Raw genomic sequence first — 19,406 nt, 5'->3', positions numbered from 1 at the left:
CATGCACCGGGCTCCTTCGCTGATCACCTACCCCAACGCCCGTTCGGCGAGTCCGCGCACATAGGCTGCCTGACCGGCATGCTGGGTGGTGTCGTTGAGAACACTCACCCAACGGGAGGCGGCCGTCACCGGAGGCTCCCACCGCGTATCGACGATCCGTTCGAAGTCCCCGCTACCGAGGGACTCGAGGATCTGCAGGGTGCGGTCGTGGACCGCCTGATGGTAGGCGGAGAGAAGGCCCGAATCGCCGTTGTCGAAGGCCCGGACTTGCTCGGCGTCATGTCCGAACCCGGTGTCCGACTCTTCATAGGGCAGCGCCAGACGGTGCGCCCAGCCATGTTCGAGCCATAATTGCCCCGCTGGGATGTGCTGTGCCGCACCGGGGGAGGGAGCCGCGGCACCGCCGAGCACGGCAGCGAGGTCCGCCATATGGTCGTCCTGCACACGGGTCAGATGCCAGATCAGCCAAGCGGCATGATTCGACTGGGGGTCGGGCTGATACAGCAGAACGCTGGCATCGGTACCGCTGGTGACCGAACGGACGGTCTGCGCCACACGATCGAATCCGTCGCGTAGAAGTTCGCGGGCAATATTCGCGCTCATCGGTGGTCCTTTCGTGGGCTGCTCCTCCGGCACGATGGCGGCCGACAGGTATGTCAGCGACGCTACGCCTGGAACCGGTTCAGCGATAGCGCGCGTCACCTGCGCATGACCACCATATGAGGACTCCGAAACCGATAGGCTGGGGGAATGATTGTGGGCATTGGAGTGGACGTCGTGCAGGTTTCCCGTTTCACGACGCAATTGGAACGAACCCCGGCGTTATGTGAGCGACTTTTTGTGCCGGCAGAGCGCGCGCTGAACATGCGGTCGTTGGCGGCACGCTTCGCCGCGAAGGAAGCGGTCGCCAAAGCTCTCGGTGCTCCGGCCGGCATGAACTGGCAGCATTGCCAGGTCGTCATGGACGCCGCAGGTGCCCCACAAGTGAAGATCGACGGCACGGTGGCCGAGGTCGCTGAAGCCAAGGGTGTCCGTCATTGGCACTTATCCCTCAGCCACGATGGAGACCTGGCCACGGCCATGGTCATTGCGGAGCGTTAGAACATGATTAATGCCTATACCGGAACCCAGATCCGTGCTGCCGAGGCCGGGCTCCTCCAAGGGCAGGACGGGGCATCCCTGATGCGTCGGGCGGCCCACGGGCTGGCCCACCACACCATGAACCTGCTGCGTGAGAGTTTTGGCGGCGTCTATGGTGCTCGGATCGCCGCACTCATCGGAAGCGGAAACAACGGTGGCGACGCACTTTTCGCTATGGCACGGCTGGCAAGCCGCGGGGTGGCCTGCACGGCCGTTCTCATGGCGCCAAAGGTCCATGTAGAAGGCCTGGCAGCCTTCAAGCGGGCTGGCGGCAAGGTCGTCGAAGCCGGGAGGGAAGGAGCCGCAGGATCACGGGGGCGCAACCGCCGTTGGCATCGGGCCACTGAAGCACTCAACGGAGTGGACCTGGTCATCGACGCGGTGTTGGGAACGGGGGCCCGTGGGGGCGTCTCGATGCCCACGATTCCTGACGATATTCTGGTCGTCGCCTGCGATCTGCCCTCAGGAGTGAACGCCGATACGGGAAGCGCGCCAGATGCTGTGCTTCAAGCAGATCTCACAGTGACCTTTGGTGCGATGAAAACCGGGCTCACGGTCGGTGCCGGACACCTGCTCTCGGGACGCGTCGAAGTCGTGGACATCGGTCTGAGCCCGTACCTCGGGGAACCAGACCTGTTCGTCATGGAAGATAGCGATGCCCACAGACTGTCCCCGCGTCCAGCGCGCAGCGCACAGAAGTACAGCAGAGGAGTCTTGGGCTTGGTGGCCGGCTCCGACGAGTACCCGGGCGCTGCCGTCCTTTCGGCGACGGCAGCGGTGAACACCGGCGTCGGTATGCTTCGGACGGTAACCACCGAGACCGTCCGGCCACTTTTGTCCCAGACCGTCCCCGAAGCGGTAGCAGCCCAGGATGCTCAGGCGCATGTGCAAGCCTGGGCGGTAGGCCCGGGAATCGGCGAGGATGCCGATCAACTCGCGGCAACACGGACGGCTATTTCCTCCGGACTGCCCTGCGTGGTTGACGCCAGCGCGCTGGCAGAGCTGTCTCAGGGACAAGGCCACTCAAAACTGGTGCTGACCCCGCATGCAGGAGAGCTCACCGAGCTGCTCCAGCGCGCTGGCATGCGTTTGGATCGGGAAGCTGTTGAGAAGAACCCCGTTCGGTGGGCGCGGTGGGCCGCTGTGGCGTACTCCTCGGTGGTGCTGTTGAAGGGACCGGCCACGGTATGCGTGGCGCCCGACGGCCCGACCATCGTCAGCAACAACGGCGGACCCGAGTTGGCTACAGCGGGAAGCGGCGATGTGCTGACCGGCATTCTGGGAGCCATGTTGGCTGTCGACAGCCAACATGGCTCATCGACACGCTCGCGAGTAGAGCTGGCGGCCACATCGGCCCATGTCCACGCAGAAGCTGGACGGCGCATCGCCGTGGAAGGCCAGCCCCATGCCCAAGCACTGGCACGTTCCATCAGCAGGGGGTGAGCAAGGCGGGCCGCGTCGAGCGTTAGTAGGCGCCGTCCTTGCCCAGAACTGCCTTGGCCGTGCGGAAGAGAATGATCAGATCGCTCATGAGCGACCAGTTCTCCACATAATAAAGATCCAGCCGGACACTGTCATTCCACGACAAATCCGATCGTCCGCTAACCTGCCAGAGCCCGGTGATGCCGGGCTTGACCATCAAACGACGTAGCACATACTTTTCGTAGGTTTCGACTTCCGAGACCAGTGGTGGCCGTGGACCAACCATGCTCATATCCCCCATAAATACGTTCCACAGCTGTGGGAGCTCGTCGATACTGTATCTGCGGATGAAAGCACCCAGGCGGGTGATACGAGGATCTGCCTTCATCTTGAAAAGCGTACCGTTTCCCTCGGTGGCCTCCTGCAGCGCGGCAAGGCGTTCTTCGGCATCGACAACCATGGAACGGAACTTATGCATCCTGAATGTCTCTCCGTGCTTCCCGACCCTCTCCTGCTGGAAGAAGGCGGGGCCAGGGCTGCCGGCCCGAACCAGGAGGGCGGTCACCAGAAGAATCGGAGAAATCGCCAGCAGGGCCAAACCCGAGCCGGCGATGTCGAAGGTGCGCTTGACCAACGAACTGGCACCGTTGAGCTTTGGCGTGGTGACGTGGATGAGTGGTAGGCCAGCCACTGGCTGGGTGTGGATTCGCGGTCCGGCGACGCCGGTCAGGGCCGGCGCCATGATCATGCTGACACCGCGGTCCTGAAGTTCCCAACCGAGCTGTTGGATGACCCGGGGCTTGAGGTGGGATCCGGCTGATATGGCGATCGCGTCGACGTTGGTCGCTTCGATGGCCTCCAGCACCGCCGGGAGCTCTGAGCTCACGCTGACCACCGGAAGTTGGAGTTCCTGACCCGTGGGGGAGTGCAGCGAATGGCCGGGGAGGATGGCGGCCACTGGTGTGTATCCCGCGCCGAAATCTCTGGACAGATTTTCGTGCAGATGCTCAACCGCGGAAGGAGCGCCGATCAGCAGAAGTTTGCGGGTGAACCGTCCTGCGGCGCGGCGCCGAATGAGCCATTTCCGCATGAACCAACGACTCGCTAGAAGCAGGAAGATCCCCAAAGGCAGGGCCACGCCAACATAGCCACGGGCCGTGGGGATCTCGCCTGCGTAGGAGACGATCGCGATGGCGCCGAAGAGATAAAGGGATGCGACGGCGACTCGCTTATATTCCTCGGCTCCGGCGCCCAGGATCTTGACGTCCCGAGACTGCCACCCGGCAAGGGCTGCCCACCAGAGTAAACCGATGAGGACAGTGACCAGCCAGTAGTTGGTCGGGACCGCGCCAGCTAGTTCGGGGTCGCTTGATGCGCCGAAACGTGCGAGCTGGGCAACGACGACGGCAACAGAGATGCACAACAGATCCACGATCCCCCAAAGCCTGGGAATCGACGAATGCCAATCGTCGTGCGGGTTTTTCAAGATATTCCCCCCGGAATCGTTTCGTTGGCCGCTGAGCAGTCCAACTTTGGGTATTCGTTCTTGCGTTAGCGGGGCGCCGTGGGCTCGAAGTACTGGCCAAGGGCGGTGAAGTGCCAATCGGCTTTTTCCCACGAAGTGGCATCGAGGACATTTCGCGCGTCGATGATCCGCTTTTCATTGACGAAGCTCTCAAGTGACGCGGGCTCCAAGGCCTTGAACTCAGGCCACTCCGTCAGGAGCATCACCAGGTCCGCCTCGGCGACGGCAGTGGACGTGTCATCGACGTAGTGCAGGCGCGGAAAGCGTTTGGCAGCATTCGCATTGCCTTCGGGGTCATAGACGGTGACGTCGGCTCCTGATCCATACAGCCTCGCTGCAATGTCCAGAGCGGGAGAGTCCCTCACGTCATCACTGTCGGGTTTGAACGTCACGCCCAATACGGCGATCTTCTTGCCTGCAAGTTCACCAAGGATCTCGGTAGCGAGGTACACGACCCGCTCACGACGCCGAAGATTGATTTCATCGACTTCAGTGAGGAAGCGCATGGTCCGGTCGAGGCCGAGTTCGCTTACTCTCGCCTGTAGTGCGCGAATGTCCTTGGGGAGGCAGCCACCTCCGAAACCGAGGCCGGCATTGAGAAACTTGCGGCCGATGCGGGAGTCGTGACCGATGGCGTCGGCCAGCGTACGGATGTCCCCGCCGACGGCCTCGGTGACTTCCGAAAAGGCGTTGATAAACGAGATCTTGGTTGCCAAGAAGGCGTTCGCCGCAACCTTCACGAGTTCGGCGGTCTCGAAGTCCGTGCTGATGAAGGGGGTGTCGAGAGCCAACGCGGAAGCGTAGACCTCGCGGAGTGTCTCTTCTGCACGCACGCTGTCTACGCCCACAACCAATCGATCCGGTGTGATCGTGTCCTTGACGGCGAATCCTTCGCGCAGGAACTCTGGGTTCCATGCGAGATCGATCCGGACGTCTTCGCGCTGGTGCTCAGCGATGAGGCCCAGGAGCCGACGCGTTGTTCCCACGGGGATTGTGGACTTGCCGACGATCAGCGCATCCTTGGTGATGTTCTTCGCGAGCGACACGGTTGCCGCGTCCACGAAAGCCACGTCCGCAGCGTATTCGCCCGGCAACTGCGGTGTACCCACACCGATGAAGTGGACATCTGCCCATGCGCCGACTTCCTCGTAGGATGTGGTGAAGCGCAGACGTCCGGAGTCGATGTGCTTGAGCAAAAGCTCGGGCAGGCCAGGCTCGTGGAATGGTAGCTCGCCACGAGAAAGACTGTCGACCTTCTCCTGGTCGACATCAAGTCCGAGAACTTCGAAACCGAGCTCTGCCATACACGCTGCATGAGTCGCCCCGAGGTAACCAGTACCGATCACCGCTATGTGAAGTGCCACGGTTCTCTACCCCCTTGTTGCTTTGTCATTGCCTAGTCCAATCAGGGAACGGTTCAATGTCGAGATGTCGATTTTAAGTACACACCCGGACGTTCGAATTCCCACGCGTCGGCGTCAACCGCGGAAGGAATCCTGATGGTCCCGGAACCAATCGACAGTATCCTGAATCCCCTGCTCGAGGGGTATGGACGCTTTCCACCCTGCTTTCGAGAGCTTGCTGACGTCCATCAGTTTCCGCGGCGTTCCATCAGGTTTACTGGTGTCCCATTCCATGGCGCCGGCGTAACCGACTGCCTTGGCTACTGTCTCCGCGAGTTCCTTGATGGTGACGTCGGTTCCGACGCCAACATTGACTTGTTGGCCCCCATCGTAGTTTTCGAGAAGAAACAGACACGCCGATGCCATGTCGTCGACATGGAGGAACTCGCGAAGTGGGGAACCGGTTCCCCAGTTCGTCACGGATTCAAGTCCAGAGGTAACCGCCTCGTCGTACCGGCGGATGAGTGCCGGTAGGACATGCGACCCCGCGGGGGAGAAGTTATCCCCCGGGCCATAGAGGTTGGTGGGCATGGCGGAGATCCATGGCTTGCCGTGCTGGCGTCGCACAGCCTGCACGTGGAGAATGCCAGCAATCTTGGCGATCGCGTAGGCGTCGTTGGTTGGCTCTAGGTGCCCGGTGAGCAGGTATTCTTCTTTGAGCGGCTGGGGCGCCATTTTTGGATAGATGCAGGACGAACCCAGAAAAAGTAGGCGGTCAACGTCGTATGCAAGGGCAGCGTCCATGGTGTTGACCTGGATCTGCATGTTCTCACTGAGGAAGTCCGCGGGGTGGTTGTCGTTGGCCAAGATGCCGCCTACCTTGGCAGCTGCCAGCACAACGTGGCGTGGCTTCTCTTTCGCGAAGAAGTCGAATACGGCATCGCGATTCTTGAGATCAAGATCGGCCGACGTCCGGCTGATGATGTTGGTGAATCCCTCGGCCTCGAGCTTACGTTTGATCGCAGACCCGACGAGACCTCGATGTCCGGCGACGTAGATTCTTGCATCGCGTTCGAGGGGCCGTGCGGTGTAGTGGACGTCCGGCATCTAGGCAGAAACCATCCAGCTCTTGAGCGCCACGTTGTCGATCCAGGGAGTGCCGGCATTCTTCTGCGCTTCGATGTCCGCATCCACCATAATCCGGGCAAGTTCGGGTGTTTTCACGGTCGGCACCCAGCCGAGCTTCTCTTCGGCCTTCGAATAGTCGCCGACCAGGGCATCGACCTCCGTAGGACGAAGGTAGCGCTCGTCAAACTTCACATAGTCCTTCCAATTGAGACCTGCATGTTCGAAGGACAATTGCAGAAAATCTTGGACGGTGTAGCCTGCGTTCGTCGCCAGCACGAAGTCGTCCGGCTCGTCAGCCTGCAGCATGCGCCACATGCCTTCGACAAATTCAGCAGCATATCCCCAGTCCCGAACTGCGTCGAGATTGCCCATGTAGAGCTCGTGCTGAGTGCCCGCCTTGATTGCGGCTACGGCACGCGTGATCTTTCGTGTCACGAAAGTCTCGCCGCGTCGGGGAGATTCATGGTTAAAGAGAATCCCGTTAACCGCGTACATGCCGTAGGCCTCGCGGTAGTTCTTGGTGACCCAGTAGCTGTAGACCTTTGCCGCACCATACGGCGAACGCGGGTAGAAGGGCGTTTCTTCGTTCTGTGGTGGAGGAGTAGCGCCAAACATTTCCGAGGACGAAGCCTGGTAAAAGCGAGCATCAACATTGGCCATGCGCATGGCTTCAAGGAGGCGAATAGTTCCGATAGCTGTGGTGTCCCCGGTGTGTTCCGGTTCGTCGAAGGAAACACGAACATGGGATTGCGCAGCGAGGTTGTAAACCTCGTCCGGATTGATCTGCGCCAGAAGCGTCGCGAGTCGGACCCCATCCGAGAGATCGCCGTAATGTAGGAACATCTTGGCGTCGGGCTGATGGGGATCAACGTAGAGATGATCGATGCGCGCCGTGTTGAAGGTTGAAGCTCGCCGGATTAGTCCGTGAACTTCGTACCCTTTTCCTAGAAGCAATTCAGCAAGGTAGGAACCGTCTTGTCCCGTAATCCCCGTTATCAATGCTCGCTTGATCAATATACCCCCACCAGTTCATTTTCGGATTGCATTAAGATTGGCTGTCAATGGAGATGCTAGTTGATCTCGCCAGACTTGTTTTCATCGTTTCGAATCCTCTTAGGAGGGGCACTGCGATTTCCTAGAGGTTATGCGGTCCGGCGTTTAGACGATACGTTTTTTGCCGGAACTGATCTTCGTAAAGAATTGAGCAAGGACGAGCAATATGAATCGTGTATTGCCGAATATGTATCGACGCCACAGCCTGCGTGGTTCGGACAGAAATCTATAGATCCATTCGGCGCCAGCGTGTTGAATCCACGGCGGCGCCTCGCGTGAAGTTCCTGCCATGAAGTCGAAAGCCGCTCCGACGCCAAGAACTGTACTTCCTGTGATCTGTGCAAGGCGCACTCCGACTAGGTCCTGTTTGGGACTACCCAGTCCGAGCCACACATAGTCGACTCTTTTGGGTAGCCAAGCAGCTATGCCATCTACCAGAGTGTCCAGGTCAGAGGTGAACGGTGGTGAGTATGTGCCGCCGTTCACAATTGAAGGGTAACGAGAAGCAATCTTCGTCGATAGTTTCGCCAGCGTCGTATCGGTCGTCCCAACGAATGCGTGGATCGAAGTCTTATCGCAGCAAGAATCCAGCATTGTTTCGAAAAATGATGGTCCCCGAACACGATTTGATCTGTGGCGGCCGCTCTTCAGGAGCTTCATGAGAAGAGCTACCGGTGCACCGTCTGGATAAGTTAGTCCAGGGCCGTTCAGGACATCGCGGTATCCAAGATCTTTGGAGGCTAATGCGACACAGTAGGCATTTGAAAAGCGTACAGAAAGACCATTCTTCGATGTGTTCGTAGCGTCGAAGACTGTTTGTATCGCTTCTTTGTAACTGCGAACAGCATGAAATTTCACTCCGCCCACGTTCAATCTAGGCGGCTCGCTCGTGTGGATCAAAACTTGTCCGTATCAGTCGGGTATTGAAGTGCTTGGCCTGCAGCTGTACAGAGTTTGGAAACAGCGTCGAGGATGAAGGCGCAACAAGCCATCGCTAAGATTTGCACCGTTTAAGTATACTTACTCTTGGTCGCACTTAAACGCTGTTCCTGAGAGGATAGATTGTTAAAACTCTCATGCTGAGGTCGTGGTCAGAAATTGCGGCTTCGAAAATCATAGTCCTAGGTTGTCTAGTAGGTGTCGCCTTTGGACGGTGGGGGAGCTATTTGGGTGTACCGGGTACGCCGCTGTACGCTGCCGACCTGCTGATCATGTCTGGATTCGCGCTACTGGTTTTGTCGTATTTGGCCGGCACAAGCACGATGCGAATCAGAACTCCTCCACTCTTGACACTAAGCGCACTCCTCATGCTCATGGTGTTGGCAGTCGGGATCTTGGGTGCGCCAGAATTTTCCATATACACGTTCCGCGACGCTGCACCGTTTGTGTACCTAAGCCTGCTACCCGGGTTTTATCACGCTGTTCGTATTTTGGGGCGTGGAAGTACTTTTCGCTGGATTCGGAACGCAGCTATAGTTCACCTAATTTGGTACTTGCCAGCTGCGATGGGAGTTTTGCCGGAAATTGCAGTTCCTTTTGCTGGTGTTCCCGCGTTTAGCACGCGCGGGGATTTCGATCTTCTAGTGTCTGGCATTGCCCTTGCTGCGCTGCATATAGACGAACGGCTCCACTTCACGGTCAGGGTCCCCTTGATGGGCTTGGCGATGCTCTCGATTCTCTTAGGTGGAAGCCGTGCTGGGCTATTCGCGGCGCTCGCGGTATATCTAGTGACACTGCTAACTCGAAAATCTGGTCTCGGTACAAGGCGCCGGATGCATCGCCTCGGATTGCTCCTAGTTGCCTCAGCACCGGCAATGGTTGCAGGGGTATTTTTACTGAGCAATCCGCCTCGGTGGGCTGCCGGATTTATTCGGCTTGTTCCAAATCAGAGTGCACAGTACCAGAGTGGTCAGAATACTTGGCAAGCACGTCTGGATGCTTGGGCGTTGGTTATTCACTACGTTTTAGACTCTTGGAAGACCCTTTGGTTTGGTTATGGATTCGGTTCTAACCCGGTAGCAGCGAGTGGTGCTCTTCGTTATCTGTCTGGAGATCCCACAGTCAGAGCCGCACACAACGTGGCGGTCACTTGGGTGGCCCTGACCGGTGTTGTGGGCTTAAGTCTTGTAATTGGCGCACTTATTCTCATATTCGCCCAAGTGGTGAAGCTACGTCGGGAACCGGCCGAGAAGTTGAAACCGCTTGGGCTTGGCTTGGCTTTTGGGATTCTGGTTTCAGCCTCAGCTGGCGTTATCCTCGAGTCTCCATTCGGTTACCTCGCTTTTGTCCTGGCTCTGGCATGCTTGACCGCGCCGGATGGCCGACAAACTCAGGGTAAGCGAAAATCGTCGGACAGCATGAGCAAGTTCTAGTTCACGCGTGACAGAATATTTTAACCGCGCTTCGGAAGTGCTGGTTGGTTCCCGTTAGCAGTCCTGATAGGGCCCCAACCAACCCGACCAGGGCGAATCAAGAAAGTCGCTTTGGAGGACGACATGATTTCGACGAGCGGGAAGAATTTATTGGCTGGGGCGAGGGGGACCGTATGCTTCGGAAAAAGTGAAATCCATACGCATCTTGGTCCAGTTCCTGAACGGCTCACCGACCCAGTAGTCAGCGCTTGCAACCGCTTGTGAGAGTCGCCTAGCAAGAGACCGCCCGGGGCTAGCGGCAACAACCTTTGCGTTGGGCCCAGCCACCAACTGTGGGCCGCCTAAATCGAGGCAAACGACCGGAACCCCCATTCCTGAAGCCTCTGCCGCAGCCCATCCAACCGAGTCATGAAGACTGGGAAAAATCATGACCGATGCGGCGGCAATCTCATTTAGCGTACCTTCCCTGGTCAATTGTCCAGTTACCGTAATCCTTCCGTCGCTTGTGCGTGCTTGATCTTTCGCATGAACTCGAAGTGGGCCGTCTCCAACGATTGTAAGACTCCAATCGTTGGGCAGATGCTCGAATGCTTGGAAGATTAGCCGAATTCCCTTGAGCTCGATAAGCCTCCCTACGAAGACCACCTTTCGTGTGGCATTCATATCGCGGCTAGGTAGGCGATCGTAGTCCATCACACAGTTTGGCTGCGTCAGTACTGGTATGTTCTTTGGGGCGTGCCTAACCGCATCTGCGTTCAATGCGATGAATGCGTTCAATTTGGAAGCAAGAAGACGATGCGTGGATCTACGCACTGACGCTGTCAGAAAATGCCTAAAAACTTCTTTTAGTGCGAAACCAAGGCCGATCTTCATGGATATTCTAAAGGGCGGATAAGTAGACCCGCCTGCTGGGCCCCATACCACGCGTTGTGGAGAGCCGAAGCCAGCGAATATTGGAATTGGCATCCAATCCGAAGCGAATGTGGCGTGCTGGAATACCCCCGGAGTAGTCGTCCGTGTTTTCACTATCTTCGAGGCCCGCCATAGCCACTGGATATAGCGACGGTAGGTAGAGTCTCGAGAGTCGTACGATGTCGGAATACGCACAGTCTCTACATTCAGATTCAACTCCGCGATTTTTGTCTCCAAGTTTGGGGCATTTCCCTCACGGGTGAATAAGATTACACATTTTGCATTCGCTTCGGCACTAATTAGTGCCGCCCATCCTGCTCCAGACTCGCTCCCCTCGTCTGGGTCGCACGCGTACGCGGATAAGTAGACGACGGAATGTTTGGCTGCCACCATTTTCTTCTCTCCTTAGTGACTTTCTATTTCTAAAAGAATATGGTGGCGCATAACCTCAGAAGGTACTCCTAGCATCAGCAGTTCATGACCAGTTTGAATTCTAGGGTGGCCTATCACCTGCGATTCTCGATAAAATCCAGAAAAATGGATACAGAACTCCTTCGCCTGTCATGGACCGCGTTTCGCTGGTCTCGGTGAAGGTCCGATAGTGGGGCACTTTCTAAGCTCTTGATGGCAGCTTTGATATTGTCATCTGCAAGCTGAGCCAGTCTGAGGCCAGCGGAGGATTGCTCTGTTCTCGTTGCGACATGCAATGCCCTTTCGACAGCAGCATTGATCTCGGAGATTTCGGCTCCGACCGGCATGTCGTCGTTCCACGTCTTTGCGTAGCGGATGAGCTTCTCAAGGTGAAGGCCAATACGCGGAATTCCGAAAGTTGAGGAGATGATTAGCCCATGAAGAGACGTTCCGATCCACAATCCACTATTGGCGATCTCGCGTGCCTTATCTAGCGGACGTGTCGTCTGAGAGATGCTGATGTCCCGCCTGGGCTCCATTGCCCTGACTCGACATTCGACTTGTTCGTATAAACGTGAGTCGTCGTGGCCCCTCGCGGATCCTGCTGAGAATAGTCTGATCCTGAAAGGTTTCAACGCAGGACTCTCGACCAAGGCTTTAGCCAGCGTTTCGGTTCCTACGCGTTCCAAAACCGCAGCTTTGACCTGCACGAGGGCAAGATCCGGCTCCGCGGCATTTCTGAACGATTCATCGAGCCCGAGTGTATGAACTAGGTCGGGAGCCAGGGCATGGGGAACTCTATGACGCCTAAGTAGGTTGCTTGAATCTTGATCTCGTACAGATATGAAACGCGCTTCCCGAACAGCCCCCCAAGCCTCACTTCGGCGACTTCCAATAAGGCGTCGCAGGCCCGACAGGCCGGCCGAATTAATGATCATGACGCTTTCATGCGTGTGCCGGTGGGCCGACATGCGCGGCAGATACGGGGAACTGAATTCCGATAGTCCTGTATTGCTGCGTAGAAACTGATGGAAATCGCTCAAACTTAATTTCGCTGTTCTGTCAACGTCATGGTCGACTGCTGACATTTTGAATGCCTGCTTCAATGAAGTGCCGCCGACTTCTCCGCCAGCGCACCAAACGGCTCTGGGACGATTGCTCTCGATAGCCCTCCCGTATTGGATTATGTCTTTATCGATAAACTCTTTCATTGCACCGGGGAATGGTGCTGTCGCCAAGGTCGCTGTCGACTTCAAGTATGATTCTGTTTGACTCAAAAATAGTAAGTCGCCAAAATTCTCACGTTCGTATGCCCCGATAAGAAGAGTGGTGCCGCCCATAGGTGGTCTCCGTCCATTGAACCCGAGCTCGCACCGCCCAAGAGGGCTGATGGCTCCGTTAATTGTTTTTATGGTGAGCAGCGTAGGTAGATGCATCAGTTTCCGAAGTTTGAAACTCCACGATGCTCGTATTTGCCTGCTGAATCTGGGTTGAACGCGCTGCTCTTGAGCTACATACTACGATAGCCTTTTGGCAGTTGAATCACGCGTTCGTAAGAGTTCGGCGTTCCTTTTAGGCGATAATTTCAAGGCTTGGTTAATCACAAAATGCGCGATTCCGGATATATAAATTCCGTTCTTTTACTAACGCCAGATATTACTGATAACTCCACGGGGCGAACGTTTGCATTGTGGTTACTAGCTAGGTCACTTGGATATCGTGTTCGAGTTCTTTCATTTAAGGGAAATAGCGTTTGGGGTCCCTTGGAGAATACGGAGTTTGCGGCTGACTGCACAGTGGCAAACCTAAAGACACGGCGCGCGCGCGCCGAGCTGTTAGCCGACGAGGCACGTAACTTTGACGTCGTTATTGCCGTGAAACCGCTACCAAACTCTCTAGGAATCGCGCTAAGAGCCCGAAAAATACAGCCGTTTCCGCTTGTCTTAGATATAGATGACCCTGATCTGGAGCTGCGTTTATCTTGGCGCCCAATATGGCGTGGGATAGCGTGGCGTCTTTACAATTATCGATTTTGGGTTCAAGCGTGTCTGTTGAAAGGCCTTAGCAAGCATTGCTCAATTATGGTCAGCAATCCCGTTCTGAACGAACGCTACGGTGGTCTTGTGGTCCCCCATGTACGAGGCGATGTTGGGCTGGGGGCCAGACACACAAGCCGACAACCAGTTGTTGCGTTTGTGGGGACTCCAAGGGCACACAAAGGCATCGACACCCTTCGTGCTGCTGTTGAAGGCCTTGCCTCAAAAGGGTTTCGTCTTATTGTCACTGCTAGTGCTCCCGTCGACGCCAAATCTTGGGAGGATTGGGTTGGACCCGTTCCTTTGGAAAAGGGCCTCCAAATAACCGCGGAGGCGGATTTAGTCGTGCTTCCCAGCGAGGACAATTTGAACGCGAGGGGACAGCTACCAGTAAAGCTAATTGATGCCATGTTGTTGGGGCGGGCAGTTATAACGTCAAACATCGAGCCTATGCCTTGGGCTACAGGAGGCATCGCGCCAGTTATCACGGCGGGTGACGTCGATGCACTAAGACGGGAGCTATTGAACTTCATCGATCCTTCTCAACGGTCTCTTTGCGGTGAACGGTTGCGCAGGCGCGCGCTAGCCATGTTCACAGTTGAAGGCAATGCCAAGAATTTCGAGGCAGCATGCCTAGCTAGTTTGCAACAGCGCGCCGCTTCGGAATTTTAATCTATTTGGAATAGGGGCTTTTCTTGAGAGTTCTCATGCTCTATAACGATTACCTGAGATCTGGAGGCGAACGGCAATCTGTTACTACGGAGGTTGAATCGCTCCGCGGGCTTGGAATTGATGTACATCTACACCGCGTCGACAACGAAAGGTTAGCTACGGCTAGCGTCGTAGAACGAGTCGGGAGCACTTTTCCGCAGAGCGCGGTGAGGCGATCGCTTGAAGAAGAGATACGCAGGTTTCAACCGGACATCGTCCACGCTCAGAATATCTTTCCTAGGCTCGGTGCGAGTGCAATTCACGCCTTAGAGCTGACCAATATTCCTTGGGTGCGGACGCTTCGCAATTATCGTAAAGGGTGCATAGCGGGTACGTTTCGGAGGAACGGCAGTAGCTGCACTGATTGTCTGGGGTCGCTTGGACGCGTTCCAGGGGTGATGCATCGTTGCTATCGCCAAAGCTACGTTGCTTCTCTCGGAGCCACCAATTACGCCTTTTGGGAAACTAAGGCCGAGGCGCGATATGCGCCGGATGCCTATATATTCGTGAGTAATGCAATGTCCGAGATTCTACTGCCACTTCTTCCGTTAGGTACTCCTTCGTTCGTAGTCCACAATGCGGTGAAGCCCCGCGATGTCGCCTCTCCTTCTAGGTTTTCGGAACGCAAGTTCGATGCCGTTTTCGTGGGGAGACTATCAGCGGAGAAGGGGGCTCATATCGCCGTTGAGATGGCTAAAGAAATGCCCGACCAGCGCTTTTGCTTCGCGGGGAGCGGAATTGAGTCTCCCGTAATTTCTGCTGCAATCGATAGCCTAGACAATTCTGAATTCCTTGGGGAGATCTCATCGCCAGCGACTGCTGAGCTGATGGCCGATGCGAAAGTTGTACTAGTTCCTTCGCAGTGGGAGGAACCATTCGGGAGAGTCGCCGTTGAAGCCCTTGCATCCGGGGCACTACCGATGGTGTCTGGGGTTGGTGGGCTTCCGGAGATCGTAAGGCCACTAGATCCCCAATATATCGTAGCGTCAGCCGACCCTCAGGTCTGGAGTTCTCGTCTAATGGATATTATGGAAACGTCTGCTCAGGGCTTGGAAGTCGCTTCGATGAAAGCGCGAGATTACTGGTTTCGAAGTTTCTCTCCCGCACAGGTCGGCGCGAATCTGAAAGGCGTATATGAAGAGGTTTTGGCAGGTCGCCGGAAATCGCCTGCAGATGTGTCTGACATTTGATTAAGGTGCGGATATGTCCATCAGAAGGCTGATAGTGTCCCAAAGCTTGCGCCGAGAAACTCAAAGAGTATTTGTGACTAAAAAATATCCAGAAGAGAATAGCAGATGAGTCTTGCGAGAGATGGCGCTCGAGGAGGCCTAGCCACAATGCTGGCTCAGGGCACTTCCATTTTCATCCGTCTTCTCGGAATGGTTGTCCTTGCACGCTTGCTGCCGCCGTCACTCTTCGGGTTGGTGGCAGTGGTTGGGGCGATTGGGGCATTCTCCTCCAATATAATCAATTTGGGACTGCCGATGGCGACTCTCCAGGCGCGGACTATTAGCCTTCGGGCGACTTCCACCCTGCTCTATATAAACGCCACTCTTGGTCTTCTTCTTGGGCTACTAATGTTTGTCTCTGCACACCGCGTTGCGGATTTTTACGGTGCACCAGACTTAGTGATTATGATGCAAGTTTTCGCGGTTGTGCCTCTAATCAGCGGGGTTCAATCGCAGTTTCGCCTTCACCTAATTAGGCGGCTCAAATTCACTTACCTCGCAATTTCTGATGTACTAGCGCAAATTGTTGCCACTTTGACTGCCATAACGCTCGCATTCTCTGGCTACGGTATTTCGGCAGTACTCTCGTTGAGCGTCGTCTTCGTCGGTGTCCAAGGAGCTGCCTCTGTTTTAGCGGCTGGCTTGATTCCGGGGATGCCTGGGAACTGGAAAAGTGAGGTCAAGGGTCTGCTCTTGGTTGGGCTTAGGGTATTTGGAACAACCGTGCTTAGGGATGGATCTCGAAATATATTAATGCCCATAATGGCACTTGCTGTGACACCTTCGGCGCTTGGAAACTACGACCGAGCTCACCAAATTGCCGTAATGCCGATAAATGCTACTGTCGACCAGCTCCAGAAGGTAGCCGTACCGGTCCTTTCTCGGCTGAAGGGCGTTCCAGATCGGATGACGCAGTACGTACTTCGATCACAGGCGGTACTTACTTACTCTACGGCGACTGGTTTTGCAGTTGTAGCTGCATTGGCGCCGAAATTGATCTTCACAGTCCTTGGACCCGATTGGGAACTCGCTGGACATGTACTTAGAATTTTGTCCGTCGGTGCGATCTTTCGAACTCTCGGGCAGTCTACGCAGTGGGTCTTCATTGCGTCAGGAAATACATCAAGTGCACTCAAGTTCAGCCTGTGGTCCCAACCTGCAATTATACTGTTTACCCTTGCTGGACTTCCATGGGGTGTCTACGGCGTGGCCACGGGGAACGCTGTCGCGTGGCTAGTCTATTGGCCCGTAGCAACTTTGGTCTCTGGTCGAGCGGCTGGTCTTGACGCGAAACTTATACTCTTTAGTGCGCTCAGAGGAATCATGCTTTTTGCACTTCCTGTAGGCGGAGCGGCTAGTATCTCGAACCTTTCTGAATTTCCTCCGTTGTTGTCCCTGCTTCTAGGGATAGTACTTGCAACGGTCGCCGGCCTACTGCTGATAGTCCTCATCAGACCGGTCAGACGCGAGGTGAAGGGCGTAGCTGAAGTTGCTAGATTGGCGGTCCGGCGTTCTTAAACCTTGACTTGGCTAATTCGTTATCTGCCAGATCCACAAGCCAGAACAGAAGGAGTACAGGTGTGGAGCACCGGCCTGGACCGTCTTTTTCCAGTTTCCTTGAGTGTTCCTCGTCTGCTTCTCAGCGACCCTCGGAAAACCGGCAGCGCAAGTATTTTCGAAGGGCGAGGCGTTGGTCTGACGGCGTAAAGTTCGTCGATTGAATCATCGACAGGTCCAGAACCGAATTCAGAGGTCGGGGGGCGACCTGCTTTCCGGCAAAGTACTCGGCGGTACTCACTTCCGTGATGTCGCCGCGGTCCCGCCCAGCGGCCGCAAAGACTTCTGCTGCAATGTCCGCCCAGCTGAGTGCCTCCCCGCCATTGGTCAGGTTATAGGTGCCGTACTCGGCCCCACTGTCAAGCAGGTGGGCGATACCATCGGCGATGGTATCGGTGAAGGTCAGCCGCCCGTACTGGTCGTTGACCACCGTGGGCTCGATGCCCCGCTCGGCCAGGGAAAGCATGGTCTTCACGAAGTTGTTTCCATCGCCGATGACCCAGCTGGTGCGCACCAGATAGTGACGAGGGACCGTGGCCACGGCCAGATCGCCTGCCGCCTTGGACTGCCCATAGACCCCGAGCGGTGAGAACGGCGCGTCCTCGGGATAGGCGCTCGGGGAGGTGCCGTCGAAGACGTAATCGCTGGAAATGTGCACCAGTGTCAGGCGGTGCTCGGTGCAGATCCGGGCCAGGGCGGCGACGCCGGTGGCGTTGGCCGCCCAGGCCTCTACCCTTCCGGCAGCGGTTTCGGCTTCGTCGACCCGGGTGTAGGCGCCGGCATTGATGACCGTGGAGTAGGCCGACCAGTCGTGGCCTGCCAGAGCTGTGGCATCGGTGAGGTCGAGTTCGGTGCGGGTGGCGAAGTCCACGTCTTCCCGGCCGGCGAAGCGCCCCTTGAGGGCCGCCCCGAGCTGGCCTCCCGCCCCGAGGACCAGGGTCTTCAGGGGGGCGACCGCGGTGACGTCGGCCAGGCGGGTATGCTTGCGGTCCTTCTCGGAGAGTTCGGCTTGTTCTAGCGGGATCGGCCAGTCGATGGCTGCCGTTTCATCGGCGAGGTTCAAGAACGCGTACTTCTCGAGGGCTGCGGCCGACCAATGGTCGTTGACCAGGTAGGTGTAGGCGGTATCGGGTTCGAGTGTCTGGAAGGCGTTGCCGACCCCGCGGGGCACGAAGACTGCTGTGGAGGAATCCACCTCCAGGGTGAAGACCTTCCCGAAGGATTCCCCGGCACGTAGATCCACCCACGCACCAAAAATCTTGCCGGTGGCGACGGAAACGTATTTATCCCAGGGCTCGGCATGGATACCGCGGGTGGTGCCCACGGTGGCGTTGAAGGAAATGTTGTTCTGGACGGGCCCGAAGTCAGGTAGTCCCAGGGCGACCAGCTTCGCCCGCTGCCAGTTCTCCTTGAACCAGCCGCGGTTGTCCCCGTGAACTGGCAGGCGGACCACCAACAGGCCGGGAATCGTCTCCGAAGCGGTGACCAGTGGGGCCGTCGGGGGCTGAGGCGTGGTCATTTCAGTGCCCGGCTGCCCGATAGGTGGCTTCGGTGGCGGCCTTCTGGGGGCGCCACCAGGATTCGTTGTTGCGGTACCAGTCCACAGTGTCCGCCAAACCTGAATCGAAATCCGCGTGGGCGGGGGTCCACCCCAGTTCGGTGCGCAGTTTGGTGTAGTCGATGGCATAGCGCAGGTCGTGGCCGGCACGATCGGTGACGTGGTCGAAATCGTCGGGATCCCGGCCCATGATGCCCAGGAGCGACTGCACCACCTGGAGATTATTGCGTTCCCCGTCGGCACCGATGAGGTAGGTTTCCCCGATCCGGCCTGCGGTCAGGATTCTCCACACGGCGCTGGAATGATCGTTGGCGTGGATCCAATCGCGCACGTTCTCCCCGCTGCCATAAAGCCGTGGACGGACCCCGTCGATGAGGTTGGTGATCTGGCGTGGAATGAACTTCTCCACGTGCTGGTAGGGGCCGTAGTTATTCGAACAGTTGCTCAGGGTGGCCCGCACCCCGAAGGAACGCACCCACGCCCGGACCAGTAGATCCGAGCCCGCCTTGGTCGAGGAGTAGGGGCTGGAGGGGTTATAGGGGGTGTGCTCGGTGAACCGTTGGGGCTCATCGAGGGCCAGATCCCCATACACCTCGTCGGTGGAGATGTGGTGGTAGCGCACATCGTGGGTGCGGGCGGCCTCCAGCAGCGTGTAGGTGCCGATGATGTTCGTATCCAGGAAGGGGCGCGAGTCGCGTAAGGAATTGTCGTTATGCGATTCCGCCGCATAGTGCACGACGGCGTCCGCCTCACCCACCAGCTGGTTCACCAGGGCCGCATCGCAGATATCGCCCTCGACCAGCCGAAAGCGTTGGGGGTCCAGCCCCTGCAGTGAAGCCCGGTTGCCGGCATACGTCATCTTGTCCAACACGGTGATCTGCGTAGCCGTGTTCTCCATCAGATAGTGCACGAAGTTCGAACCAATGAAACCGGCGCCACCGGTGACCACAAGTTTGTCCATGAGATTCAGGTTACCCGGTGGCACCGGCGTCGCACTCTTCCGCATTCG

The 19,406-nt window shown here is 56.9% G+C and carries 16 protein-coding genes and 1 pseudogene; 6 read left to right on the top strand and 11 right to left on the bottom strand.

All coding sequences use genetic code 11. The annotated features are described in order from the left end of the window. Positions 1–27: 27 nt before the first annotated feature. Entirely contained in the window at positions 28–603 is a 576-nt protein-coding gene (locus AC3ZI9_RS12405; RefSeq protein WP_489923653.1) for a mycothiol transferase, read from the bottom strand. Between the two features lie 147 nt (positions 604–750). Between AC3ZI9_RS12405 and AC3ZI9_RS12400 the strand changes: the two genes are divergently transcribed. Both AC3ZI9_RS12400 and AC3ZI9_RS12395 read left to right on the top strand, forming a co-directional pair. Continuing rightward, positions 751–1,101, top strand: coding sequence for a holo-ACP synthase (locus AC3ZI9_RS12400; protein ID WP_087000362.1), 351 nt, complete (start codon positions 751–753; stop codon positions 1,099–1,101). Between the two features lie 3 nt (positions 1,102–1,104). Further along, positions 1,105–2,583: an NAD(P)H-hydrate dehydratase gene (locus AC3ZI9_RS12395; protein ID WP_489923652.1), complete on the top strand. Its 1,479-nt coding sequence runs from the start codon at positions 1,105–1,107 to the stop codon at positions 2,581–2,583. Between the two features lie 22 nt (positions 2,584–2,605). Here the strand turns inward: AC3ZI9_RS12395 and AC3ZI9_RS12390 are convergent, their stop codons facing one another. The 6 genes and pseudogenes from AC3ZI9_RS12390 to AC3ZI9_RS12365 all read right to left on the bottom strand — a co-directional run. Then, positions 2,606–4,048, bottom strand: a complete 1,443-nt coding sequence (locus tag AC3ZI9_RS12390) for a sugar transferase (protein ID WP_443425088.1) — start codon at positions 4,046–4,048, stop codon at positions 2,606–2,608. A gap of 65 nt (positions 4,049–4,113) precedes the next feature. Next, on the bottom strand, positions 4,114–5,391 hold the full coding sequence (locus AC3ZI9_RS12385) for a UDP-glucose dehydrogenase family protein (RefSeq protein ID WP_489923651.1): 1,278 nt from the start codon (positions 5,389–5,391) through the stop codon (positions 4,114–4,116). Between the two features lie 174 nt (positions 5,392–5,565). Continuing rightward, positions 5,566–6,537 carry a GDP-L-fucose synthase family protein gene (locus AC3ZI9_RS12380; protein WP_489923650.1) on the bottom strand — a complete coding sequence of 324 codons (972 nt, stop codon included), beginning with the start codon at positions 6,535–6,537 and terminating at the stop codon, positions 5,566–5,568. Continuing rightward, on the bottom strand, positions 6,538–7,572 hold the full coding sequence (gmd, locus tag AC3ZI9_RS12375) for a GDP-mannose 4,6-dehydratase (protein WP_489923649.1): 1,035 nt from the start codon (positions 7,570–7,572) through the stop codon (positions 6,538–6,540). 144 nt (positions 7,573–7,716) lie between these two features. After that, positions 7,717–8,478, bottom strand: coding sequence for a WecB/TagA/CpsF family glycosyltransferase (locus tag AC3ZI9_RS12370; protein ID WP_489923648.1), 762 nt, complete (start codon positions 8,476–8,478; stop codon positions 7,717–7,719). Between the two features lie 425 nt (positions 8,479–8,903). Then, positions 8,904–8,987, bottom strand: a pseudogene (locus tag AC3ZI9_RS12365) (hypothetical protein); the annotation flags it as partial. Positions 8,988–9,104: 117 nt separating this feature from the next. On the opposite strand from AC3ZI9_RS12365, the gene AC3ZI9_RS12360 reads away from it, so the two are divergent. Next, entirely contained in the window at positions 9,105–9,983 is an 879-nt protein-coding gene (locus AC3ZI9_RS12360; RefSeq protein WP_489923647.1) for an O-antigen ligase family protein, read from the top strand. 147 nt (positions 9,984–10,130) lie between these two features. Here the strand turns inward: AC3ZI9_RS12360 and AC3ZI9_RS12355 are convergent, their stop codons facing one another. Both AC3ZI9_RS12355 and AC3ZI9_RS12350 read right to left on the bottom strand, forming a co-directional pair. Next, on the bottom strand, positions 10,131–10,856 hold the full coding sequence (locus AC3ZI9_RS12355; RefSeq protein ID WP_489923646.1) for a glycosyltransferase: 726 nt from the start codon (positions 10,854–10,856) through the stop codon (positions 10,131–10,133). A gap of 545 nt (positions 10,857–11,401) precedes the next feature. After that, a complete protein-coding gene (locus AC3ZI9_RS12350) occupies positions 11,402–12,646 on the bottom strand; it encodes a polysaccharide pyruvyl transferase family protein (RefSeq protein ID WP_489923645.1) in 1,245 nt (414 codons plus the stop codon). Positions 12,647–12,913: 267 nt separating this feature from the next. On the opposite strand from AC3ZI9_RS12350, the gene AC3ZI9_RS12345 reads away from it, so the two are divergent. From AC3ZI9_RS12345 to AC3ZI9_RS12335, 3 genes are all read left to right on the top strand, one after another. Then, positions 12,914–14,014, top strand: coding sequence for a glycosyltransferase family 4 protein (locus tag AC3ZI9_RS12345; protein WP_489924042.1), 1,101 nt, complete (start codon positions 12,914–12,916; stop codon positions 14,012–14,014). Positions 14,015–14,049: 35 nt separating this feature from the next. Then, entirely contained in the window at positions 14,050–15,243 is a 1,194-nt protein-coding gene (locus AC3ZI9_RS12340; RefSeq protein WP_489923644.1) for a glycosyltransferase, read from the top strand. 147 nt (positions 15,244–15,390) lie between these two features. Further along, the gene (locus AC3ZI9_RS12335) at positions 15,391–16,800 is read left to right on the top strand and encodes an oligosaccharide flippase family protein (RefSeq protein ID WP_489923643.1); all 1,410 of its coding nucleotides are present in this window, start codon (positions 15,391–15,393) and stop codon (positions 16,798–16,800) included. Between the two features lie 121 nt (positions 16,801–16,921). Here the strand turns inward: AC3ZI9_RS12335 and AC3ZI9_RS12330 are convergent, their stop codons facing one another. Further along, a complete protein-coding gene (locus AC3ZI9_RS12330; protein WP_489923642.1) occupies positions 16,922–18,358 on the bottom strand; it encodes a sugar nucleotide-binding protein in 1,437 nt (478 codons plus the stop codon). Position 18,359: 1 nt separating this feature from the next. Beyond that, positions 18,360–19,358: a dTDP-glucose 4,6-dehydratase gene (gene rfbB / locus AC3ZI9_RS12325; protein ID WP_489923641.1), complete on the bottom strand. Its 999-nt coding sequence runs from the start codon at positions 19,356–19,358 to the stop codon at positions 18,360–18,362. Positions 19,359–19,406: the final 48 nt, after the last annotated feature.

The sequence above is a fragment of the Arthrobacter sp. AOP36-F1-5 genome (assembly GCF_058137995.1).
The sequence above is the reverse complement of the archived record's forward strand: the minus strand, read 5'-3'. Positions and strand labels throughout refer to the sequence as shown.